The organism is Pseudomonas sp. S32, assembly GCF_016648095.1.
Lineage (GTDB): Bacteria > Pseudomonadota > Gammaproteobacteria > Pseudomonadales > Pseudomonadaceae > Aquipseudomonas > Aquipseudomonas parafulva.
In genome coordinates this window covers 15,474-34,046 of the sequence record NZ_JACVVF010000029.1, presented here as the reverse complement: position 1 = coordinate 34,046, position 18,573 = coordinate 15,474, and the positions used below count along the sequence as shown (strand labels likewise).

Here is an 18,573-nt window from a genome sequence, read left to right as displayed (position 1 = left end):
TGAGGAATTGGAAGATCAGTGCTGAAATACCCTGACGCACACGTGTAGAACGCGCCTCCGCCTCACGCTCTATGCTTGCCCCAGGCCGCAGGAAGCGGCCCTTGCAGCGACCACGGAGCGTCCATGTCCTTAGCACTCGTCCACAGCCGCGCCCAGGTTGGCGTGCAGGCCCCCGCCGTCAGCGTCGAAACCCACCTGGCCAACGGCCTGCCGCACCTCACCCTGGTGGGCCTGCCGGAAACCACCGTGAAAGAAAGCAAAGACCGGGTGCGCAGTGCCATCGTCAACTCAGGCTTGAACTACCCTGCCCGGCGCATCACCCAAAACCTGGCCCCGGCCGATCTGCCCAAGGACGGTGGCCGCTACGACCTGGCCATCGCACTGGGCATCCTCGCCGCCGACGGGCAACTGCCTGCCACCATGCTGGCGGATATGGAGTGCCTGGGCGAGCTGGCGCTGTCGGGGGCATTGCGAGCGGTTCAAGGGGTGCTGCCTGCGGCGCTGGCCGCGCGCGAAGCTGGCCGGGCGTTGGTGGTGCCGCGAGAAAATGCCGAGGAAGCCAGCCTGGCCAGTGGCCTGGTGGTGTATGCGGTCGGCCACCTGCTGGAACTGGTCGCTCACCTGAACGGCCAGGTGCCACTGCCGCCCTATGCCGCCAACGGCCTGGTACTCAACCCTCGGCCTTACCCCGACCTGAGCGAGGTACAGGGGCAGTTGGCCGCCAAGCGCGCACTATTGCTGGCGGCTGCCGGGGCGCACAACCTGCTGTTCACCGGGCCGCCCGGTACGGGCAAGACACTGCTCGCCAGCCGCCTGCCGGGGCTGTTGCCGCCGCTGGATGAACACGAAGCGCTGGAGGTAGCTGCGATCCAGTCGGTCAGCGGCCATGCGCCACTGAGCAGCTGGCCACAACGGCCCTTCCGCCACCCGCACCACTCCGCTTCAGGGCCTGCGCTGGTAGGTGGCAGCAGCCGCCCTCAACCGGGGGAAATCACCCTCGCCCACCACGGCGTGTTGTTTCTAGACGAGCTGCCGGAGTTTGAACGGCGGGTGCTGGAGGTGCTGCGTGAGCCGCTGGAGTCGGGCGAGATCGTTATCGCCAGGGCCCGGGACAAGGTGCGCTTCCCTGCCCGTTTCCAGCTGGTTGCTGCCATGAACCCGTGCCCATGCGGCTACCTGGGCGACCCCACAGGCCGCTGCCGTTGCAGCACTGAGCAAATCGCGCGCTATCGCAACAAGTTGTCGGGGCCACTGCTCGACCGCATCGACCTGCACCTGACCGTAGCCCGTGAAAGCACTACGCTGAACAGTCAGCCTTGTGGTGAAACCAGCGCAACGGTCGCCGCCAAGGTGGCGCAGGCGCGTGACGTCCAGCAACGGCGGCAAGGCTGTGCCAACGCGTTTCTGGACCTGGATGGGCTACGTCAACATTGCACCCTTGCTGCAGCCGACCAGGCATGGCTGGAAGTCGCCTGCGAGCGGCTTACCCTGTCATTGCGTGCCGCGCACCGGTTGCTGAAAGTGTCGCGCACCTTGGCCGACCTCGACCAGTGCCCGGCCATTGGCAGGGCACACCTGGCCGAGGCACTGCAGTACCGACCGGGAAACAGTTAGGCATACCCCCAATGCGCCAACATGTTTGTGCACCATTCGTGCGCGAACGCCTTGGTGCATAGCGCGATATCGTGTCGTACAAACCAGGCGGTCGCGCGCGTCTGCCACATGCGTTACTGGCCCGAAACAAGCGTAGGAGCGAGCGCAGCTCGCGATGCGCCGCGCGGGCGGCGCTCGGTCTCACAGGCGCAGCCTCTGTCGCGGCGAACACCTGGCAGCCCTCACGCGCCCTCAAACCGGCCCCTTCGCCAAACAATACGGTGGGACTGGAAGGTGTTCACCAGCGCACTTGCACTACCTGTCGCAGATAAACCAAGCCGATTCGCCCGCTAAAGGCCAACCCTTACAACACCACCCGCAAACACTGCCCCGCGTGATACAGCGAGAACCCGGACTCATAGAACGCTGTGCGCAACGAAGGCGCACTCACCCCCTTCATTGGTGAAAACGGTATCGGCAGGCTGCCCGCCTCGCCCTTCAGCAGAAACTCGGCAAAGGCGCGGCCAATCACGGTACCGGTGGTATTGCCCCGGCCGTTGTAGCCGGTCACCGCCACCAGGCCCGGCGCCGGTTCGAACAGGCGCATCAGGTGGTCGGGGGTGAAGTCGATGCAGCCGGTCCAGTGCATTTCCCACTCCACCTTGCCCAGCCCAGGGTAGTAGTGGCCCTGGATCCGGTCAGCCCAACTGCGCACAAACCACGCCGGTTTGTTGTCGACCCGCCCAAGGCTACCGAGCAGCAGGCGGCCCTGGTCGTCGCGGCGGATGCTGCTGAGCACAGTGCGGGTATCCCAGGAGCCTTGCCCATACGGCAAGACCTTGTCGGCGGCTTCGCCCTGCAGCGGCTTGGAGGCAACCTGATAGTAGTAACCGCGGAAGAACTGCTTCTGCAGGTTGCTCCAGTCACCTTCGGTGTAGGCGCCCGTGGAAATCACCACCTTGCCCGCGCGCACCGAGCCGCGCGCTGTCCTCACCCGCCAGGCATCGCCATCACGCTCAAGGCCTTCGACAGAAGACTGCTGGAACAGCTTGCCGCCCAGGCGCACCACGGCAGCGGCCAGGCCCTGGGTGTAGCCCATGGGGTTGATGGTGCCGGCGCGGCGGTCGAGCAGCGCAGCGGCAATTTTGTCGGTGCCGCAATACGCCTGGCACTGAGCGCCGGTCAGCAGCTCCACGTCGGCACCGCGGCGGCGCCATTGCTGGTGGCGGGCCTCAAGGTCGGCGATGCCGGTGGCGTTGTGCGCCATGTGCAGCGTGCCTTTGTGCTGGGCCTGGCAGTCGATGCCCAGGCGCTCGATCATGGCGAACACTTCGCCGGGGGCATCGCCGAGCACCTTGTTCAGGCGGCTACCCTGTTTCTGGCCCAGGGTGGCTTCGACGTCGTCGGGGCGGATCCAGGTGCCGGCGTTGACCAGGCCGACGTTGCGCCCTGAGCCACCGTGGCCCACTTTCCAGGCCTCCAGCACGATCACTGACTTACCCTGTTCGAGCAAGTGAATGGCCGCCGACAGCCCGGTGATGCCACCACCGATCACGCAGACATCAGCCGTGTGCTCACCTGCCAGGGCCTGGGCGGCGACGGCCGGTTTGCTGACGGACTCCCACAAGCATTGTTGATGCAGTTCGGACATGGCCCGGCTCCAGCATTGTTGTTCTTGTTGGGGCTGCTTTACAGCCCATTCGCGGGCAGCAGAGATGCTGCAGGGGCGCGCTTACCCGCGATACGGGGGCCAAGCCCCCGCCACGCTGCATCACAGCCTCAGTCGAACACAATCCCCTGGGCCAACGGCAATTCGCGGGAATAATTGACCGTGTTGGTCTGGCGACGCATGTAGCCCTTCCAGGCATCAGAACCCGATTCACGCCCGCCACCGGTTTCCTTCTCGCCGCCAAATGCACCGCCAATTTCGGCGCCACTGGTACCGATGTTGACGTTGGCGATGCCGCAGTCGCTGCCCGAGGCACTCTGGAAGCGCTCGGCTTCACGGATATCCGTCGTGAAAATGCACGACGAAAGGCCCTGTGGCACTTCGTTGTTCAGGCGCAGGGCCTCTTCGAAGTCGTCATAGGCAAGCACGTAGAGGATCGGGGCGAAGGTTTCGTGGCGTACCACGTCGCTTTGCGCCGGCATTTCGGCAATGGCAGGCGACACGTAGTAGGCGTTCGGGTACTGGTCGGCCAGCTGGCGCTCGCCACCAAACACCTGGCCACCCTCGTCGCGCGCCTTGGCCAGCGCGCCCTGCATGGCGTCGAACGACAGCTTGTCGATCAGCGGGCCGACCAGGTTGTCCTTGCGCGGGTCGCCGATGCGCACCTTGCCGTAGGCGGCTTTGACGCGGGCAACCACTTCGTCCTTGATCGAGCGGTGCACGATCAGGCGGCGCAGGGTGGTGCAACGTTGGCCAGCAGTGCCCACAGCGGAGAACAGAATACCGCGCACCGCCAGGTCCAGGTCGGCGCTCGGGGCCAGGATCATGGCGTTGTTGCCCCCCAGTTCGAGAATGCTTCGGCCAAACCGGGCCGCCACACGCGGGCCCACTTCACGCCCCATGCGCGTACTGCCGGTGGCGCTGACCAGCGGCACACGCGGGTCGTCGACCATGGCCTCGCCAGCTTCACGGCCACCGATCACCAACTGGGCCAGGCCTGCCGGGGCGTCGCCAAAGGCCTTCAGGGCTTTATCGAACAATGCCTGGCACGCCAGGGCAGTGAGCGGAGTTTTCTCGGACGGCTTCCACAGCACGGCATTACCCGCCACCAGGGCCAGGGCCGTGTTCCAGGCCCAGACGGCGACGGGGAAGTTGAAGGCACTGATTACCCCTACCACACCCAGCGGGTGCCAGGTTTCACGCATATGGTGGCCCGGGCGCTCGGAGGCGATGGTCAGGCCGTACAGCTGGCGCGACAGGCCCACGGCGAAGTCGCAGATGTCGATCATTTCCTGCACTTCGCCCAGGCCTTCCTGGGTAATCTTGCCCGCTTCGATCGACACCAGCTCACCCAGGTCGGCCTTGTGCTCGCGCAGCACTTCGCCGAACAGCCGCACCAGCTCGCCACGGCGTGGGGCCGGGACGCTTCGCCAGGCTTCGAAGGCACGCTGGGCGTGATCGATGCAGGCCACGGTCTCGGCTTTGCCGAGCAGTTTCACCGAGGCGATCTGGCTGCCATCGATGGGCGTGTAAACAGGGTAATCGCCCTGGGTATGAGCCTCGGCGGCAACCCCCAGGCGCTCGAGCAGTGCGGCAACCATTGGTGTACTCCTACATCGGATGACAGGTTGGAAAATGATGTGGATCAGTATTAATCCGATCACTTCGGTGCAACAAACGACCTTTATTCCGCATATCATTCCCCCAGGTAATGATCTGAGCCACTGAGAACGCTATGTCAAAACGCCTGGTGCCTTCCATGACCGCCCTGCAGTGCTTCGAAGCTGCAGCCCGTCACCTCAGCTTCACCCGCGCTGCCGAAGAGCTGCACCTGACCCAGAGTGCAGTCAGCAAACAGGTGGCGCAGCTCGAAGACCTGTTGCGCCACCACCTGTTCCTGCGCATCCGCCGGCGCCTGCAGCTCACGCCGGCGGGCAGCCTTTACCTGGCCGAAGTGAACAAGATTCTTACCCAGGTGGATATGTCCAGCCGCTACGTGCTCACCTACGGCGAGCAGACCGAAATATTGAAGGTAGCCACTCAACCGAGTTTCGGCGTGCGTTGGCTCATTCCTCACCTCAAGGGCTTTGGCAAAAGGCACAGCAACATCCACCTGGACATCCGCAACGAGATGGAACCGTTTGCCCTGTTGCAGGGCTCGGCGGACGTTGTGTTCTTCTACGGCCAGGGCACGTGGCCGGGGGCCACCTGCGTGGAGCTGTTCCGCGAAGAGGTGGTGCCGGTGTGCGCGCCTGAACTGCTGGCCGGCCGCACGCTTGAGCACGCGGCGCAGCTTGCTGACCTGGTGCTGCTGCAGAGCACTTCGCGGCCCGAGGCCTGGCACGAATGGTTCGACGAGTTGGGCCTGCAAAGTGTCAGTGCCTACCACGGCCCGCGTTTCGACACGTTCTACATGGCGTTGAGCGCAGCGCAGGCAGGGTGTGGGGTGGCGCTGGTGCCGCGTTACCTGGCAGCAAAGGAACTGGCCGAAGGTAGCCTGGTGGTGCCGTGGCGCCATGCCATGCGCAGCACGGGGGCACACTACCTGGCGTATGCCGAGCATGCCGCAGAGGTGCCCAAGGTGCGGGCGTTGGTGGAATGGATTGGCGAGCAGCTTCAGGCTTGCTGAGTGATTGAAGGCAAGCTCGCGCCACTAGGTCGATCAAAAAAGGAATGACCCATTCACTTTTTTTCGCTTGTGAGCGCGGTACATTCCCAGCTTTCATGTAAGTATCCAAACCCAACCAGGAAGCTAGCGATGCCCGCCCACGATTTCGTCAGCCCCGACAGCATCCGCGCGCAGTTCTCTGCCGCCATGTCGCTCATGTACAAACAGGAAGTGCCGCTGTACGGCACGCTGCTGGCGTTGGTGAGCGAAATCAACCAGCAGGTCATGGCCCAACAGCCAGACGTGGCGCAGGCCCTGCGCTGGACGGGGGAAATCGAGCGGCTGGACCATGAACGCCATGGTGCCATCCGGGTGGGTACGGCCGAGGAGCTGGCGACCATCGCCCGCCTTTTTGCGGTCATGGGCATGCAGCCGGTGGGCTACTACGACCTCAGCAGTGCCGGGGTGCCCGTGCACTCCACCGCGTTCCGTGCCGTGCATGAGCAGTCTCTGCACGTCAGCCCGTTCCGCGTTTTCACTTCGCTGCTGCGCCTGGAGCTGATCGACAACCTGCAGTTGCGCGAAATGGCCCAGGGTATCCTGGCCAAACGCCAGATCTTCACCCCTCGCGCACTCCAGCTGATCGAGCAGCATGAACGCGATGGCGGCCTGAACACCGCAGATGCCCAGGCTTTCGTACAGGAAGCCCTGCACACCTTCCGCTGGCACCGGGACGCCACCGTCACCGCCGAACAGTACCAGCAGTTGCACGACCAGCACCGCCTGATCGCCGATGTGGTGGCGTTCAAGGGCCCGCATATCAACCACCTCACCCCGCGCACCCTGGACATCGATGCCATCCAGCTCGGCATGCCGGCCAAGGGCATCACGCCCAAGGCCGTGGTCGAAGGCCCCCCACCCCGCCGCCACCCGATTCTGCTGCGCCAGACCAGCTTCAAGGCCCTGCAGGAAAAGGTCGCATTCAGCGGCCAGCACGGTAGCGAAGGCAGCCACACCGCGCGCTTTGGGGAAATCGAGCAACGTGGCGCGGCGCTGACGCCGAAGGGGCGCCAGCTCTACGACCAGCTGCTCGACGCTACCCGCGCCGCACTGGGTGGCGCCCCCGCCGAGGCCAATGCCGCGCAATACATGGCAATGCTCACCGACACGTTCGCCGCCTTCCCGGACGACCTGGCGCAGATGCGTGAGCAGGGCCTGGCGTACTTCCGCTACTTCGCTACCGAGAAAGGCCTGGCTGCGCGCGATCAGCAAGGCAGGCCCACTACCCTGCAAGGGCTGATCGACGCAGGCCACGTGCATTTCGAGGCACTGGTGTACGAGGATTTCCTGCCCGTAAGCGCCGCCGGGATCTTCCAGTCCAACCTGGGCGACGATGCCCAGGCCGAGTACGGCAGCAACGCCAACCGCGCGGCCTTCGAAGCGGCGTTGGGGTTGCAGGTGCAGGATGAGCTGGCGCTGTACGCGCAAAGCGAGCGCCGCTCGTTGCAGGCCTGCGCGCAGGCGCTGAGCCTGGCATCGCTGTAAGGCGGCAGATCGAAGGGGGCGCCTGGGGCGCCCCACTGTTTCAGCGGAAGCGGTCCACTTCCTGACGCAGCTGCGCTGCCAGCCCTTCCAGCTCCCGCGCTGTGAATGCCAACTCGTTGGCCACCTCGCGCTGTTCACCGTTGGCCTGGGCGATGCTCTGCAAGTTGCGGCTCAGCACGGTCGCAGTGCTGCTCTGCTCCTGGGTCGCCGTACTGATCACGGCAAACTGCTCACCCGCCGCGCGGCTTTGTTCGTCGATGCGGGCGAGTGCCTGCGCGACTTTGCCGTTGCGCGCCAGGCCGTCCTGCATCAGCTGGTTGCTCTGCTCCAGCGTGGTGATGGCGTGCCCGGTCTGCTGCTGGATGCTGGTGATCATGCCGGAGATTTCATCCGTGGCCTGGCGGGTTCGCGCTGCCAACCCACGCACCTCGTCAGCCACCACTGCAAAGCCGCGCCCCTGCTCACCGGCACGGGCCGCTTCGATCGCAGCGTTCAAGGCCAGCAGGTTGGTCTGCTCAGCGATGGCGGTGATGACGCTGATGATGCTGCCGATCTCTTGCGAACGCGCACCCAGGCTGTTCATCACCGTGGCGGTACCACCGAGGGCATCGGCAATCTGCGTGAGCGAGTGCGACGCTTCTTCCATGGCGCCGCGGCCCACGCGGGTCTGCTGGGCATTGTCGCGGGCCATGCGCTCGGTGCCCGCCATGTTGTCGGCGATGTTCATGGAGGTGGCGCTGAACTCTTCCACCGCGCCTGCCATGCTGGTGATTTCGCCTGATTGCTGGTCCATGCCCTCGCAGGCGCCAGCCGAGAGGCCAGACAGCGAACGGGCCCGGGTGCTGACCTGCTCGGAAGCACTGCGAATATGCTCGACCATGTTCGAGAGGGCTTCACCCATCTTGTTGAAGCTGCGCGCCAACTGCCCGATTTCATCGTGGCTGGTCACGTTCAGCCGTGCGTTCAAGTCACCCGCCCCGAGCGCTTCGGCCTGGCGCACCAGGTCGTCCAGCGGGCGCAGCTTGCGCCTGAGCAACCACAGCGTGGCAACCACAGCCATGAGCATGGCCAGCAGGCTGCCGATGGCAAGGCGCAGGCCTACGCTCCAGGTCACCTCGCGGATCTCCGCCAGCGGCATGCTCGCAACCACGGTCCAGGGCCCCTCGGCAAAGGGCGCGGTGGCGCTGTACAGCGGTTGCTCGGCATTGGCCGGCGGTACCAGCCACTGGCCCTTTTCATCCTGCAGTGCCAACGAACCGGTCTGACCAATGCGGAAGCGTTTGAGGTTGGCGAACTGGGCATTCTGCGCATCGGTGTAGTCGAAACCCACGAACAGCACTGCGATCACTCGGCCATTACCGTCGGTCATCGGCACGTAGCGCGTCATGTAGTTGCGGTCGAACAACACGGCGCGGCCAACGTACATCTGCCCGGCCAGCAGCTTGGCGTAGGCCGGGTGCTGGCGGTCGAGCTGGGTACCGATAGCGCGGCTGCCGTCCTGTTTCTTGAGGTTGGTGCTGATGCGCACGAAATCGTCGCCGCTGCGCACAAACACCGTGGCGATACCGGCAGTCATCTGCTGGAAGTCGTCTACCTGCTGGAAGTCGTTGTTCAACAGCTGATCGCCCAGGTACAGGGCCGGCGTTGCCTGGGCTGCGACCTGCACGGTCTGCCCTGCATGCAGCGACAGCCCAGACGCGAAGCGGCGCTCGAACAGGCCGCTCAGGCGCTGGGTATTGTCCTTGAGCGAGCCGTGGAACGTGTCTAGCTGGTCGGCCAGCAGGCGCGCCTCACTGGCCAGGTGGGCCTGGCGCGTGGCGAGGTTGGCATCGTCCAGTGAACGCAGGGCAAAAAGGGTACTGCCGGAAATCACCAGCGCCAGCACGATGGCGAGGGCGATACCGAGTTGCGAGGCAATTCGGGCACGCGGTTGAGGCATGGGGAAGCTCCTGGCAAGAGGCCGGGATCATCCTGATCACGCTGACCGCCCGCTTCTATTCGACGGGAAGCGCGCCCTCTTCCGGGACGCTGGTGCCACTTGATCGGCGTCGCCGCTGAATACTTGAGTGCCGGGCCGGGATATACGGCTCGCAATCAAAGGGCTGGCAGGATCGCCACCTCGGGTAGCGCCATGGCAGCCACCTCTGCTTGCAGAAAGGCACTCAAGCGGCGTAGCCGCTCGCCGCCCGGCCGTGTGCGCGGCCATACCAGGTAGTAGTCCATGCCGCTGGGTACCGCCGTCGGCCATGGCAGGCTCATGCGCCCCTGCGCCACATCTTCGGCCACCATCGTCAGGTCGCCGATAGAAACACCGTAGCCGCGGGCCGCCGCAATCATGCCCAGTTCCAGGGTGTCGAACACCTGCCCGCCCTTGAGCGAAACCTTGCCACCCAGGCCCAGGCGCTCCAGCCATACCCGCCAGTCGCGCTTGTCCATCGTAGGGTGCAGCAGCTCGCTGCTCGCCAGGCGCGCCGCGGTCCAGGGCCCGTCATCCAGCAGCCCTGGTGCGCCCACCGGCACCAGCAGTTCGGGGAACAGCTTGCGCACCTCCCACTCTGCCGGGAACACCCCATCGCCTAGCAGCACCGCGCAATCGAAGGGTTCCTGGTTGAAGTCCACATGGTCCACGTCCATCCAGGCACTGGTCAGTTGCACTTCGTTGCCAGGCTGCAGCCGGCGGAAGCGGCTCAGCCGGGCCAGCAACCAGCGCATGGTCAGGGTGGACGGCGCCTTCATGCGCAGCATGTCGTCTTCACCGCGCAACGTGTCACAGGCACGCTCAAGCGCGGCAAAGCCTTCCCGCACACCCGGTAGCAACACCCGTGCAGCTTCGGTCAGTTGCAGGCTGCGGCCACTGCGCATGAACAGGCGGCAGGCAAAGTGATCCTCCAGCGTGCGAATGTGCCGGCTGACTGCGCTCTGGGTAATGGACAGTTCTTCGCCGGCACGGGTGAACGAGTTCAGCCGCGCTGCGGCTTCGAATGCGCGCAGGGCATAGAGGGGAGGCAGCTTGCGTTGCATGAGGCTCCTGGCACACGGGCCCTTGGGGCAAATGATCAGGAAGCTTACATGCATGAGTCAGACTCATGCCAATGATCGCATTTATCCTTTTGTGCAAAGCTGACCCAGGCCTCAGAATCGCCCTTCGTTCCCGCCTGTCATCACCAAGGACCGCCCCATGCACGTCGCCCCCACTACCGAGTTCAAGGCATTGCTGCGCCTGGCAGGCCCGCTGATCGCCTCGCAGTTGGCGCACATGCTGATGGTACTCACCGACACCTTGATGATGGCCCGCATCAGCCCGCAGGCCTTGGCCGGTGGCGGCCTGGGTGCGGCGAGCTACTCGTTCGTGTCGATCTTCTGCCTTGGCGTGATCGCGGCGGTCGGCACCCTGGTGGCCATCCGCAAGGGCGGCAACGACATAGAAGGGGCCACGCGCCTGGCCCAGAACGGCCTGTGGCTGGCATGGGGCCTGGCGCTGTTTGCGGCGCTGGTGTTGTGGAACCTGGAGCCGGCGCTGCTGCTGTTCGGGCAAAAGCCCGAGAACGTGGCCTCGGCCGCCGAGTTCCTGACCCTGCTACCCCTGGCCCTGCCTGGCTACCTCACATTCATGGCGTTGCGCGGGTTTACCAGCGCCCTGGGCCGTTCGGCCCCGGTGATGGTCATCAGCCTGGTGGGTACGGTGCTCAACTACCTGTTGAACGTTGCCTTGATCGAAGGCATGTTTGGCCTGCCAATGCTTGGCCTGATGGGCATCGGGCTGGTAACTGCCGTGGTGTCGATGGGCATGGCCATTGCCCTGGCGCTGTACATCCGCTGGCACCCGGCCTACGCCGCCTACCCACTGCGCAAAGGCCTGTCCCGCCCGTCGCTGCCGGCGTTGCGCGAGCTGTGGCGGCTGGGGCTGCCGATTGGTGGCACCTACATGGTGGAGGTGGGGCTGTTCGCATTCGCGGCGCTGTGCATGGGCGTGCTGGGCAGCACCGAGCTAGCCGCGCACCAGATCGCCCTGCAGATCGTGTCCACCGCGTTCATGGTGCCGACCGGCCTTTCCTACGCCGTGACCATGCGTGTGGGCCTGTACTTCGGTGCGGGCAACCTGCTGGCAGCCCGCAGCGCCGGGCGGATTGGCATCGCCCTGGGGGGCATGATCATGTTCGCCTTCGCCGCGCTGTTCTGGCTGCTGCCCGACGCCCTGGTGGGGCTGTTCATCGACCGGAATGACCCTGCGTTCGCGGCGATATTCCAGCTGGCCGTGCAGTTGTTGATGGTGGCCGCCTGGTTCGAGCTGTTCGACGGCATGCAGACCATCGCCATGGGTTCGATCCGCGGGCTGAAAGACGCCAAGACCACGTTCCTGATCGGGCTGGTGTGCTATTGGCTGGTGGGCGCGCCAAGCGCCTGGCTGTTCACCTTTACCCTGGGCGGCGGCGCGGTCGGGGTCTGGTGGGGCCTGGCATTGGGCCTGGCGTGTGCAGCGGTGGCGCTTACGTTCGGCTTTGAATGGCGAATGAAGCGCATGCTGGGTAAAGCCGGCTAGCCGGCCTCGGCCTGCTGGCACTGCGACAGAAACGCCATCAGTTCGTCCACGGGCAATGGCTTGCTGACCAGAAAACCTTGCACCTGGTCACAGCCATAGCCCCGCAACAAGGCGAGTTGCTCGTCGCTTTCCACCCCTTCAGCCACCACCTCCAGGTTGAGGTTGTGGGCCAGGTTGATCATGGCGTGCACCAGCTTGCGGTTTTCTTCGCGCATTTCCATCTCGGCGACGAAGCTGCGGTCCACCTTGAGCAGCGCGATGGGCAGGCTGTTGAGGTGCACGAATGACGAAAACCCGGTGCCGAAGTCATCCAGCGAGAAGCGCACGCCAAGGCGCCCCAAAGCGTCCATGGTCTGGCGCACCAGCTCGTTGCGGCGCATCACGGCCGTTTCGGTCAGTTCGAATTCCAGCCAGCGGGCATCGACGCCATATTCCTGAATGAGCCGGCTCAAGGTGGCCAGCAACTGGCTGTCCTGAAACTGGCGGAAACTCAGGTTGACGGCCATGTGCAGCGGCTCCAGCCCGGCGGCTCGCAGCGCCTGCATGTCCCGAAGCGCACGGGCGATGACCCAGTAGCCCAACGGCACGATCAGGCCGCTCTGCTCGGCCAGGGGCACGAATTCGCTGGGTGGCAACAGGCCACGCTCGGCATGACGCCAGCGCACCAAGGCCTCCAGGCCGACGATGTGGCCGTCCGCCAGGTTCAGCCGCGGCTGGTAGTGCAGCTCCAGCTCATCGCGGCGCAGGGCACGGCGCAGCTCGCTCTCCAGGTCTGCCAGGCTGCGGGCATTGCGGTTTATGCGCTCGTTGAAGACATGGTATGTGCAGCCCTGGCTGCCTTTGGCCTGGCGCATGGCGATGTGGGCGTGCCACATCAGCGGGTCGGCCCCACCTTGGGCGCGGGCATGTGCCAGGCCCAGGCTGCAGCCCAGCAGCAGGCTTTCACCGTCGATCCAGTAAGGCTCGGCCAGCGCCTCGATGATGCGTTCGGCCATCCACTCGGCGCGTTTGGGGTCGCGGCGGGTGTCGATGAGCAGGGCGAACTCGTCACTGCCCAGCCGCGCCAGCTGGTCGCCGGCTTCCAGCTGGTGGGTCAGGCGGTTGACCACCTGCAGGATCAGCCTGTCCCCACTTTGGTGGCCCAGGGCATCGTTGACGTGGCGGAAGTTGTCCAGGTCCAGGTGGCCCAGGGCCAGGCCGCGGCCTTCGTTTTCGGCCAGGCGAGCAGTGAGCAGCGCCTGGAAACCCTGGCGGTTGGCTATACCGGTGAGGGGGTCCTGCTCTGCCAGGCGCTGCAAGGTGGCCACCAGCACGCCCCGCTCGCGCACATGGCGCAGGCAGCGGCGCAGGGTGTGGGCACTGAGCTGGTCACTGACCAGCCAATCGCTGACACCCGCTGGCACCGTTTCAGGTTCGTCGTTCAGCAACAAGATGGTGGGCAGCTCGCACCGGCCCGCCGCCGGCAACAGGGCCGGGGTCGCCAGCACGATCGCCTGGCGGTCCTGGCTGAACAGGCTGTCGACCGCCTCCCAGCTGGGTGCCGTTACCAGCACGGTTGTACCGCGCAAGGCAGGCATGCACGCGTGCAGCAAAGTGGCCCATTCCGGCTCATTGGCCAACAGCAGCAAACGCAGAGGTTCGACAGGCGTAGGCAAGGGGGCTCCTTAAAGCTTTACGGTGCAACGATGAACGGTGGCCATATTACTGCATTTAATGAAAATGATTTTCACTTTTAAACATGTTCTTGTGTGATGTCATTCCGACGTATTTTGTCGTGCATCGTGCGCGAATCCTGACCACCCGGCAAATACGATTTTTTCAGCTGCAACCATTAGTGCCACTAATGATGCTGCAAAAGTCTGACTCGCGCGTCAGACGGTCGCGCCACAATAGGCCCATGCCTGATAGAATGCGCGGCTATTTTCTGGCGACCCCCGGTTTCTAGCATGTCCCGACTCAATCCCCGGCAGCAGGAAGCCCGTGACTATGTCGGCGGCCCTCTATTGGTGCTCGCCGGTGCAGGCTCGGGCAAGACCAGCGTGATCACGCGCAAGATTGCCCACCTCATCCAGAACTGCGGCATCCGTGCCCAGTACATCGTGGCGATGACCTTCACCAACAAGGCCGCCCGCGAGATGAAAGAGCGGGTCGGGACCCTGCTGCGCCCGGGGGAAGGCCGCGGGCTCACGGTGTGCACGTTCCACAACCTGGGCCTGAACATCATCCGCAAGGAGCACGGCAAGCTGGGCTACAAGCCAGGCTTCTCGATCTTCGATGAGTCCGACATCAAGGCATTGCTGTCGGACATCATGCAGAAGGAGTACTCCGGCGACGACGGCATCGACGAGATCAAGAACATGATCGGTGCCTGGAAGAACGACCTGATCCTGCCACCCGAGGCCCTGGAAAAGGCGCGCAGCCCGCGTGAACAAACCGCCGCCATCGTCTATACCCACTACCAGCGCACGCTCAAGGCGTTCAACGCGGTGGATTTCGACGACCTTATCCTGCAGCCGGTAAAGCTGTTCCAGGAGCACCCCGAGGTGCTGGAACGCTGGCAGAACCGCGTGCGCTACCTGCTGGTGGACGAATACCAGGACACCAACGCCAGCCAGTACCTGCTGGTGAAGATGCTGATCGGCATGCGCAACCAGTTCACCGTGGTGGGCGACGACGATCAGTCGATCTACGCCTGGCGCGGCGCGCGTCCGGAAAACCTGATGCTGCTCAAGGAGGACTACCCTTCCTTGAAAGTGGTCATGCTGGAGCAGAACTACCGCTCCACCAGCCGCATCCTGCGCTGCGCCAACGTGCTCATTGCCAACAACCCCCATGCGTTCGAGAAGCAGTTGTGGAGCGAAATGGGCGTAGGTGACGAGATCCGCGTCATCCGCTGCAAGAACGAGGAAGCCGAAGCCGAGCGCGTGGCCATGGAAATCCTCACGCTGCACCTGCGCACCGACCGCCCCTACAGCGACTTTGCCATCCTGTACCGTGGCAACTACCAGGCCAAGCTGATCGAGCTGAAACTGCAGCACCACCAGGTGCCCTATCGCCTGTCGGGTGGCAACAGCTTCTTTGGTCGCCAGGAGGTCAAGGACCTCATGGCCTACCTGCGCCTGCTGGTGAACCCGGACGATGACAACGCCTACCTGCGGGTCATCAACGTCCCCCGCCGGGAGATCGGTTCCACCACCCTGGAAAAGCTTGGCAACTACGCCACCGAGCGCGGCACGTCGATGTACGCCGCCAGCGAGGAGCTTGGCCTGGGTGAGCACCTGGATGCCCGCTACACCGAGCGCCTGCAGCGCTTCAAGCACTGGCTGGACGGTGTGCGCCAGAAGGTCGCGCTGGACGACCCGATTGCCGCGCTGCACGAAATGATCCGCGACATCGACTACGAAAACTGGATTCGCCAGCAGACCGCCAGCGACAAGGCGGCCGAGTTTCGTATCAGCAACGTCTGGTTCCTGGTCGACGCACTGAAAAACACCCTCGAGAAGGACGAAGAGGGTGACATGACCATCGAGGACGCCATCGGCAAGCTGGTGCTGCGCGACATGCTGGAGCGCCAGCAGGAAGAGGAAGAAAACGCCGAAGGGGTGCAGATGATGACCCTGCACGCGTCCAAGGGGCTGGAGTTCCCGTACGTGTTCATCATGGGCATGGAGGAAGAAATCCTCCCGCACCGCTCCAGCATCGAGGCCGACACCATCGAGGAAGAGCGCCGCCTGGCTTACGTGGGCATCACCCGCGCGCGCCAGACCCTGGCCTTCACCTTTGCCGCCAAGCGCAAGCAGTACGGGGAAATCATCGACTGTACGCCCAGCCGCTTCCTCGACGAACTGCCCCCGGAAGACCTGGCCTGGGAAGGCCTGGACGATGCCCCGGTCGAGGTCAAGGCCGCACGCGGCAACAATGCCCTGGCCGACATCCGGGCAATGCTCAAACGCTGATCAACCATTACTCTTAAACGCTGCCGCTGTTTGCGGCCACCTTTGTTACATCGAGGAATACCATAGTGGAAGCACTGCATCAGAAGATTCGCGAAGAAGGCATCGTGCTTTCCGATCAGGTTCTCAAAGTCGATGCGTTTCTCAACCACCAGATCGACCCCGCGCTGATGCAACTGATCGGTGACGAGTTCGCCCGCCTGTTCGCCGACGCCGGCGTGACCAAGATCGTCACCATCGAAGCCTCGGGCATCGCCCCGGCGGTGATGACCGGCTTGAAGCTGGGCGTACCGGTGATCTTTGCCCGCAAGCACCAGTCGCTGACGCTGACCGAGAACTTGCTGACGGCATCGGTTTACTCGTTCACCAAGCAGACCGAGAACACCGTGGCCATTTCGCCCCGCCACCTCAACAGCAACGACCGCGTGCTGGTAATCGATGACTTCCTGGCGAACGGCAAGGCGTCGCAGGCGCTGATCTCGATCATCAAGCAGGCCGGGGCAACCGTGGCTGGCCTGGGCATCGTCATCGAGAAGTCGTTCCAGGGTGGGCGTGCCGAACTGGACAGCCAGGGCTATCGCGTCGAGTCGCTGGCGCGGGTGAAGTCGTTGGCCGGTGGCGTGGTGACGTTCATCGAGTAAGGCCCTGCTCGGGTGCCGCCTGGCACCGGCCCCGCCGGTGTACGCGGGGGCCCCCGCACCGAACGGGCACGGCGCATTTCTAGGGCGCTGTGGCGGCGAGGGCGGCTAGCAGCAAACGCTGGTACAGGTCTTCTTTCAGGCCGTCAGGCTGCTCCAGTGCCATGCGCGCCAGATGCGCCTCATAACCTTCCGGCCCGGGCGCATCGAGGGTTGCCTTGCCCAGCGCCAGCACTTCGCTCAGCTTGAATTTGCTCTTCAACCAGCCAAGTGCCCGCAGCAAGTCCTGCTCCACATCGGTGAAGTCGGTGCCCAGCGGGTACTCGGCAAACAGCTGGCTGTGCTGTGCGCGAACCGCCTCCAGGCGTTCAGGGGTGTTGTGCGTGAAGCGCGTGTCCAGCTGGAAACCTTTGGCCAGCTTGCCAGCGCTTTTCGCCTCCTCCATCAGCGCCTGCTGAAAGCGTGAGTCGCACACGGCCAGCAACCGCGCAATCACCTCGCTGTCGGTGTGCCCCCGCAGGTCGGCAACCCCATACTCGGTGACCACGATGTCGCGCAGGTGCCGGGGGATGGTGCAGTGGCCGTAGCGCCAGAACAGGTTAGAGGTGACCTCACCACCTGCCTCACGCCAGCTGCGCAGCAGCAGTATCGAGCGGCCGCCCTCCAGCGCATGGCCCTGGGCGACGAAGTTGTACTGCCCGCCCACCCCGCTGAGCACGCGCCCGTCTTCCAGCTGGTCCGCCACACCGGCGCCCAGCAGGGTCATGCCGAATGCCGTGTTGATGAACCGCGCATCACGGCGCTGGCGACGCTTCAGGGCTTCATCGCCATACAGTTCGTTGACGAAGCTGATGGCCGTCATGGCAAACCGTGCACGCTGCTCCAGCGGCATGTCACGCAGGCGCTGGTAAAACGACTGGGGCCCAAGGAAAAAACCACCGTGCAGCACCACTTCCTGCTCGTCTGCAGTACGTCGCAGCAGGCCCGCATCGGCCAGTTCCAGCAGGCCGTTGACGAACATCTCGCTGCAGCCGTAAAGGCCCTCATCGAGCGGGGCCAGACCGCCTTCTCGCTCGATCAACGGCTGCCAGGCCCCGGCCCCCAACGCATCCATCGCCTCACGATAGGCGGCATTATCGCCCTGGCGCGCCAGCAGCGCCGCCGCTACCGCGTCGCCCATGGCGCCGATACCAATCTGCAACGTGCCACCATCGCGCACCAGGCTGCTGGCGTGCAGGCCAATGCAGTGGTCCTGGGTATTGACCGGCATGTTGGGCGTGGAAAACAGGCGCCGCTGCTCGGCCTCATCCAGCAGCAGGTCGAAGGCATCCATCGGCAGCTCTGCGTCGCCTGGCATGTAGGGCAGCTGGGCATGCACCTGGCCGAGCATGAGGATGGTTTCGCCTGCTGCACGCCGGCGCTCGACCATGGGCAGCAAGTCCAGGGTGATATCGGGGTTGCAGGCCAGGCTCAGGTGCACAGGCCGTTCTGGCGTGGCGGCTACCAGTTGCGCGATCAGGTTAAGGCCCTTGGCATTGATGTCCCGGGCGGCGTGGCTGTAATTGCTGCTGACGTAGTCCTGCTGGGCCGGCTCGCTGTGCAGCAGGCTGCCCGGCTGCATGAAGAACTGCTCCACACGAATGTTCGGCGGCAGGCTGTCGTTACGCAGGTCGGCCAGGTAATCGAGCTCTTCATAGTCGGCGAAGACACGCTCGACGAAGGGTTCGAGAAAGCGCCGTTGCAGGCCATCGCCCAGCGGTGGCCGGCCGAGGGACAACGCGGTGTAGAGGGTAAGCTGCCGCTCGGGCAGCTCGCGCACCCGGGCATAGAGGGCGTTGACGAACGCGTTGGGCTTGCCCAGGCCCAGCGGCAGGCCCATGTGGATATGGGCCGGCAGGCGCGACAGCACCTGGTCGACGGCATGTTCGACAGAGCAGAGGTGCATCGGGGGCCTCCTGAGTCACCCATGGATTCACGGGGTTGGACAGAAGGCGGGCAGCATTGGTTGCCGTGGCGTTGCAGCACCC

General features: G+C 64.5%; 12 protein-coding genes and 1 pseudogene. 6 read left to right on the top strand and 7 right to left on the bottom strand.

Going from position 1 to position 18,573, the window contains the following annotated elements:
* Positions 1-123: 123 nt before the first annotated feature.
* Positions 124-1,614, top strand: a complete 1,491-nt coding sequence (locus tag IAE38_RS16270) for a YifB family Mg chelatase-like AAA ATPase (RefSeq protein ID WP_201218304.1) — start codon at positions 124-126, stop codon at positions 1,612-1,614.
* A 343-nt stretch (positions 1,615-1,957) separates the two neighbouring features.
* Here the strand turns inward: IAE38_RS16270 and amaA are convergent, their stop codons facing one another.
* Both amaA and amaB read right to left on the bottom strand, forming a co-directional pair.
* Positions 1,958-3,244 (bottom strand): L-pipecolate oxidase, encoded by a 1,287-nt coding sequence (gene amaA, locus IAE38_RS16265; RefSeq protein WP_201218303.1) that lies wholly within the window; start codon positions 3,242-3,244, stop codon positions 1,958-1,960.
* A 128-nt stretch (positions 3,245-3,372) separates the two neighbouring features.
* Complete coding sequence (amaB, locus tag IAE38_RS16260; RefSeq protein WP_028632922.1) at positions 3,373-4,863, bottom strand: L-piperidine-6-carboxylate dehydrogenase; 1,491 nt, start codon at positions 4,861-4,863, stop codon at positions 3,373-3,375.
* A gap of 134 nt (positions 4,864-4,997) precedes the next feature.
* Here amaB and IAE38_RS16255 point away from each other — a divergent pair, with 134 nt between their 5' ends.
* Positions 4,998-5,891 carry a LysR family transcriptional regulator gene (locus tag IAE38_RS16255; RefSeq protein WP_201163787.1) on the top strand — a complete coding sequence of 298 codons (894 nt, stop codon included), beginning with the start codon at positions 4,998-5,000 and terminating at the stop codon, positions 5,889-5,891.
* A 129-nt stretch (positions 5,892-6,020) separates the two neighbouring features.
* Positions 6,021-7,415 (top strand): 2-oxoadipate dioxygenase/decarboxylase HglS, encoded by a 1,395-nt coding sequence (gene hglS / locus IAE38_RS16250; protein WP_201218301.1) that lies wholly within the window; start codon positions 6,021-6,023, stop codon positions 7,413-7,415.
* A gap of 40 nt (positions 7,416-7,455) precedes the next feature.
* Here hglS and IAE38_RS24365 read toward each other — a convergent pair whose 3' ends face one another.
* The 3 genes and pseudogenes from IAE38_RS24365 to IAE38_RS16240 form a co-directional block, all read right to left on the bottom strand.
* Positions 7,456-8,178 carry a methyl-accepting chemotaxis protein gene (locus IAE38_RS24365; RefSeq protein ID WP_442967374.1) on the bottom strand — a complete coding sequence of 241 codons (723 nt, stop codon included), beginning with the start codon at positions 8,176-8,178 and terminating at the stop codon, positions 7,456-7,458.
* A 132-nt stretch (positions 8,179-8,310) separates the two neighbouring features.
* Positions 8,311-9,354, bottom strand: a pseudogene (locus IAE38_RS24360) (Cache 3/Cache 2 fusion domain-containing protein); the annotation flags it as partial.
* 155 nt (positions 9,355-9,509) lie between these two features.
* Positions 9,510-10,436 carry a LysR substrate-binding domain-containing protein gene (locus IAE38_RS16240; protein WP_028632918.1) on the bottom strand — a complete coding sequence of 309 codons (927 nt, stop codon included), beginning with the start codon at positions 10,434-10,436 and terminating at the stop codon, positions 9,510-9,512.
* A 157-nt stretch (positions 10,437-10,593) separates the two neighbouring features.
* Between IAE38_RS16240 and IAE38_RS16235 the strand changes: the two genes are divergently transcribed.
* Positions 10,594-11,955 carry a NorM family multidrug efflux MATE transporter gene (locus IAE38_RS16235; RefSeq protein WP_201218299.1) on the top strand — a complete coding sequence of 454 codons (1,362 nt, stop codon included), beginning with the start codon at positions 10,594-10,596 and terminating at the stop codon, positions 11,953-11,955.
* Here IAE38_RS16235 and IAE38_RS16230 read toward each other — a convergent pair.
* The gene (locus tag IAE38_RS16230) at positions 11,952-13,610 is read right to left on the bottom strand and encodes a putative bifunctional diguanylate cyclase/phosphodiesterase (RefSeq protein ID WP_201218298.1); all 1,659 of its coding nucleotides are present in this window, start codon (positions 13,608-13,610) and stop codon (positions 11,952-11,954) included. The two genes, IAE38_RS16235 and IAE38_RS16230, sit on opposite strands and share 4 nt — an antisense overlap.
* Positions 13,611-13,901: 291 nt before the next feature.
* Between IAE38_RS16230 and rep the strand changes: the two genes are divergently transcribed.
* Both rep and IAE38_RS16220 read left to right on the top strand, forming a co-directional pair.
* Positions 13,902-15,911 (top strand): DNA helicase Rep, encoded by a 2,010-nt coding sequence (gene rep, locus IAE38_RS16225; RefSeq protein WP_201218296.1) that lies wholly within the window; start codon positions 13,902-13,904, stop codon positions 15,909-15,911.
* A 65-nt stretch (positions 15,912-15,976) separates the two neighbouring features.
* Positions 15,977-16,549, top strand: coding sequence for a xanthine phosphoribosyltransferase (locus tag IAE38_RS16220; RefSeq protein ID WP_028632914.1), 573 nt, complete (start codon positions 15,977-15,979; stop codon positions 16,547-16,549).
* A 79-nt stretch (positions 16,550-16,628) separates the two neighbouring features.
* On the opposite strand, the gene IAE38_RS16215 is transcribed toward IAE38_RS16220, so the two are convergent.
* Complete coding sequence (locus IAE38_RS16215) at positions 16,629-18,491, bottom strand: acetyl-CoA hydrolase/transferase family protein (RefSeq protein ID WP_201218295.1); 1,863 nt, start codon at positions 18,489-18,491, stop codon at positions 16,629-16,631.
* Positions 18,492-18,573: the final 82 nt, after the last annotated feature.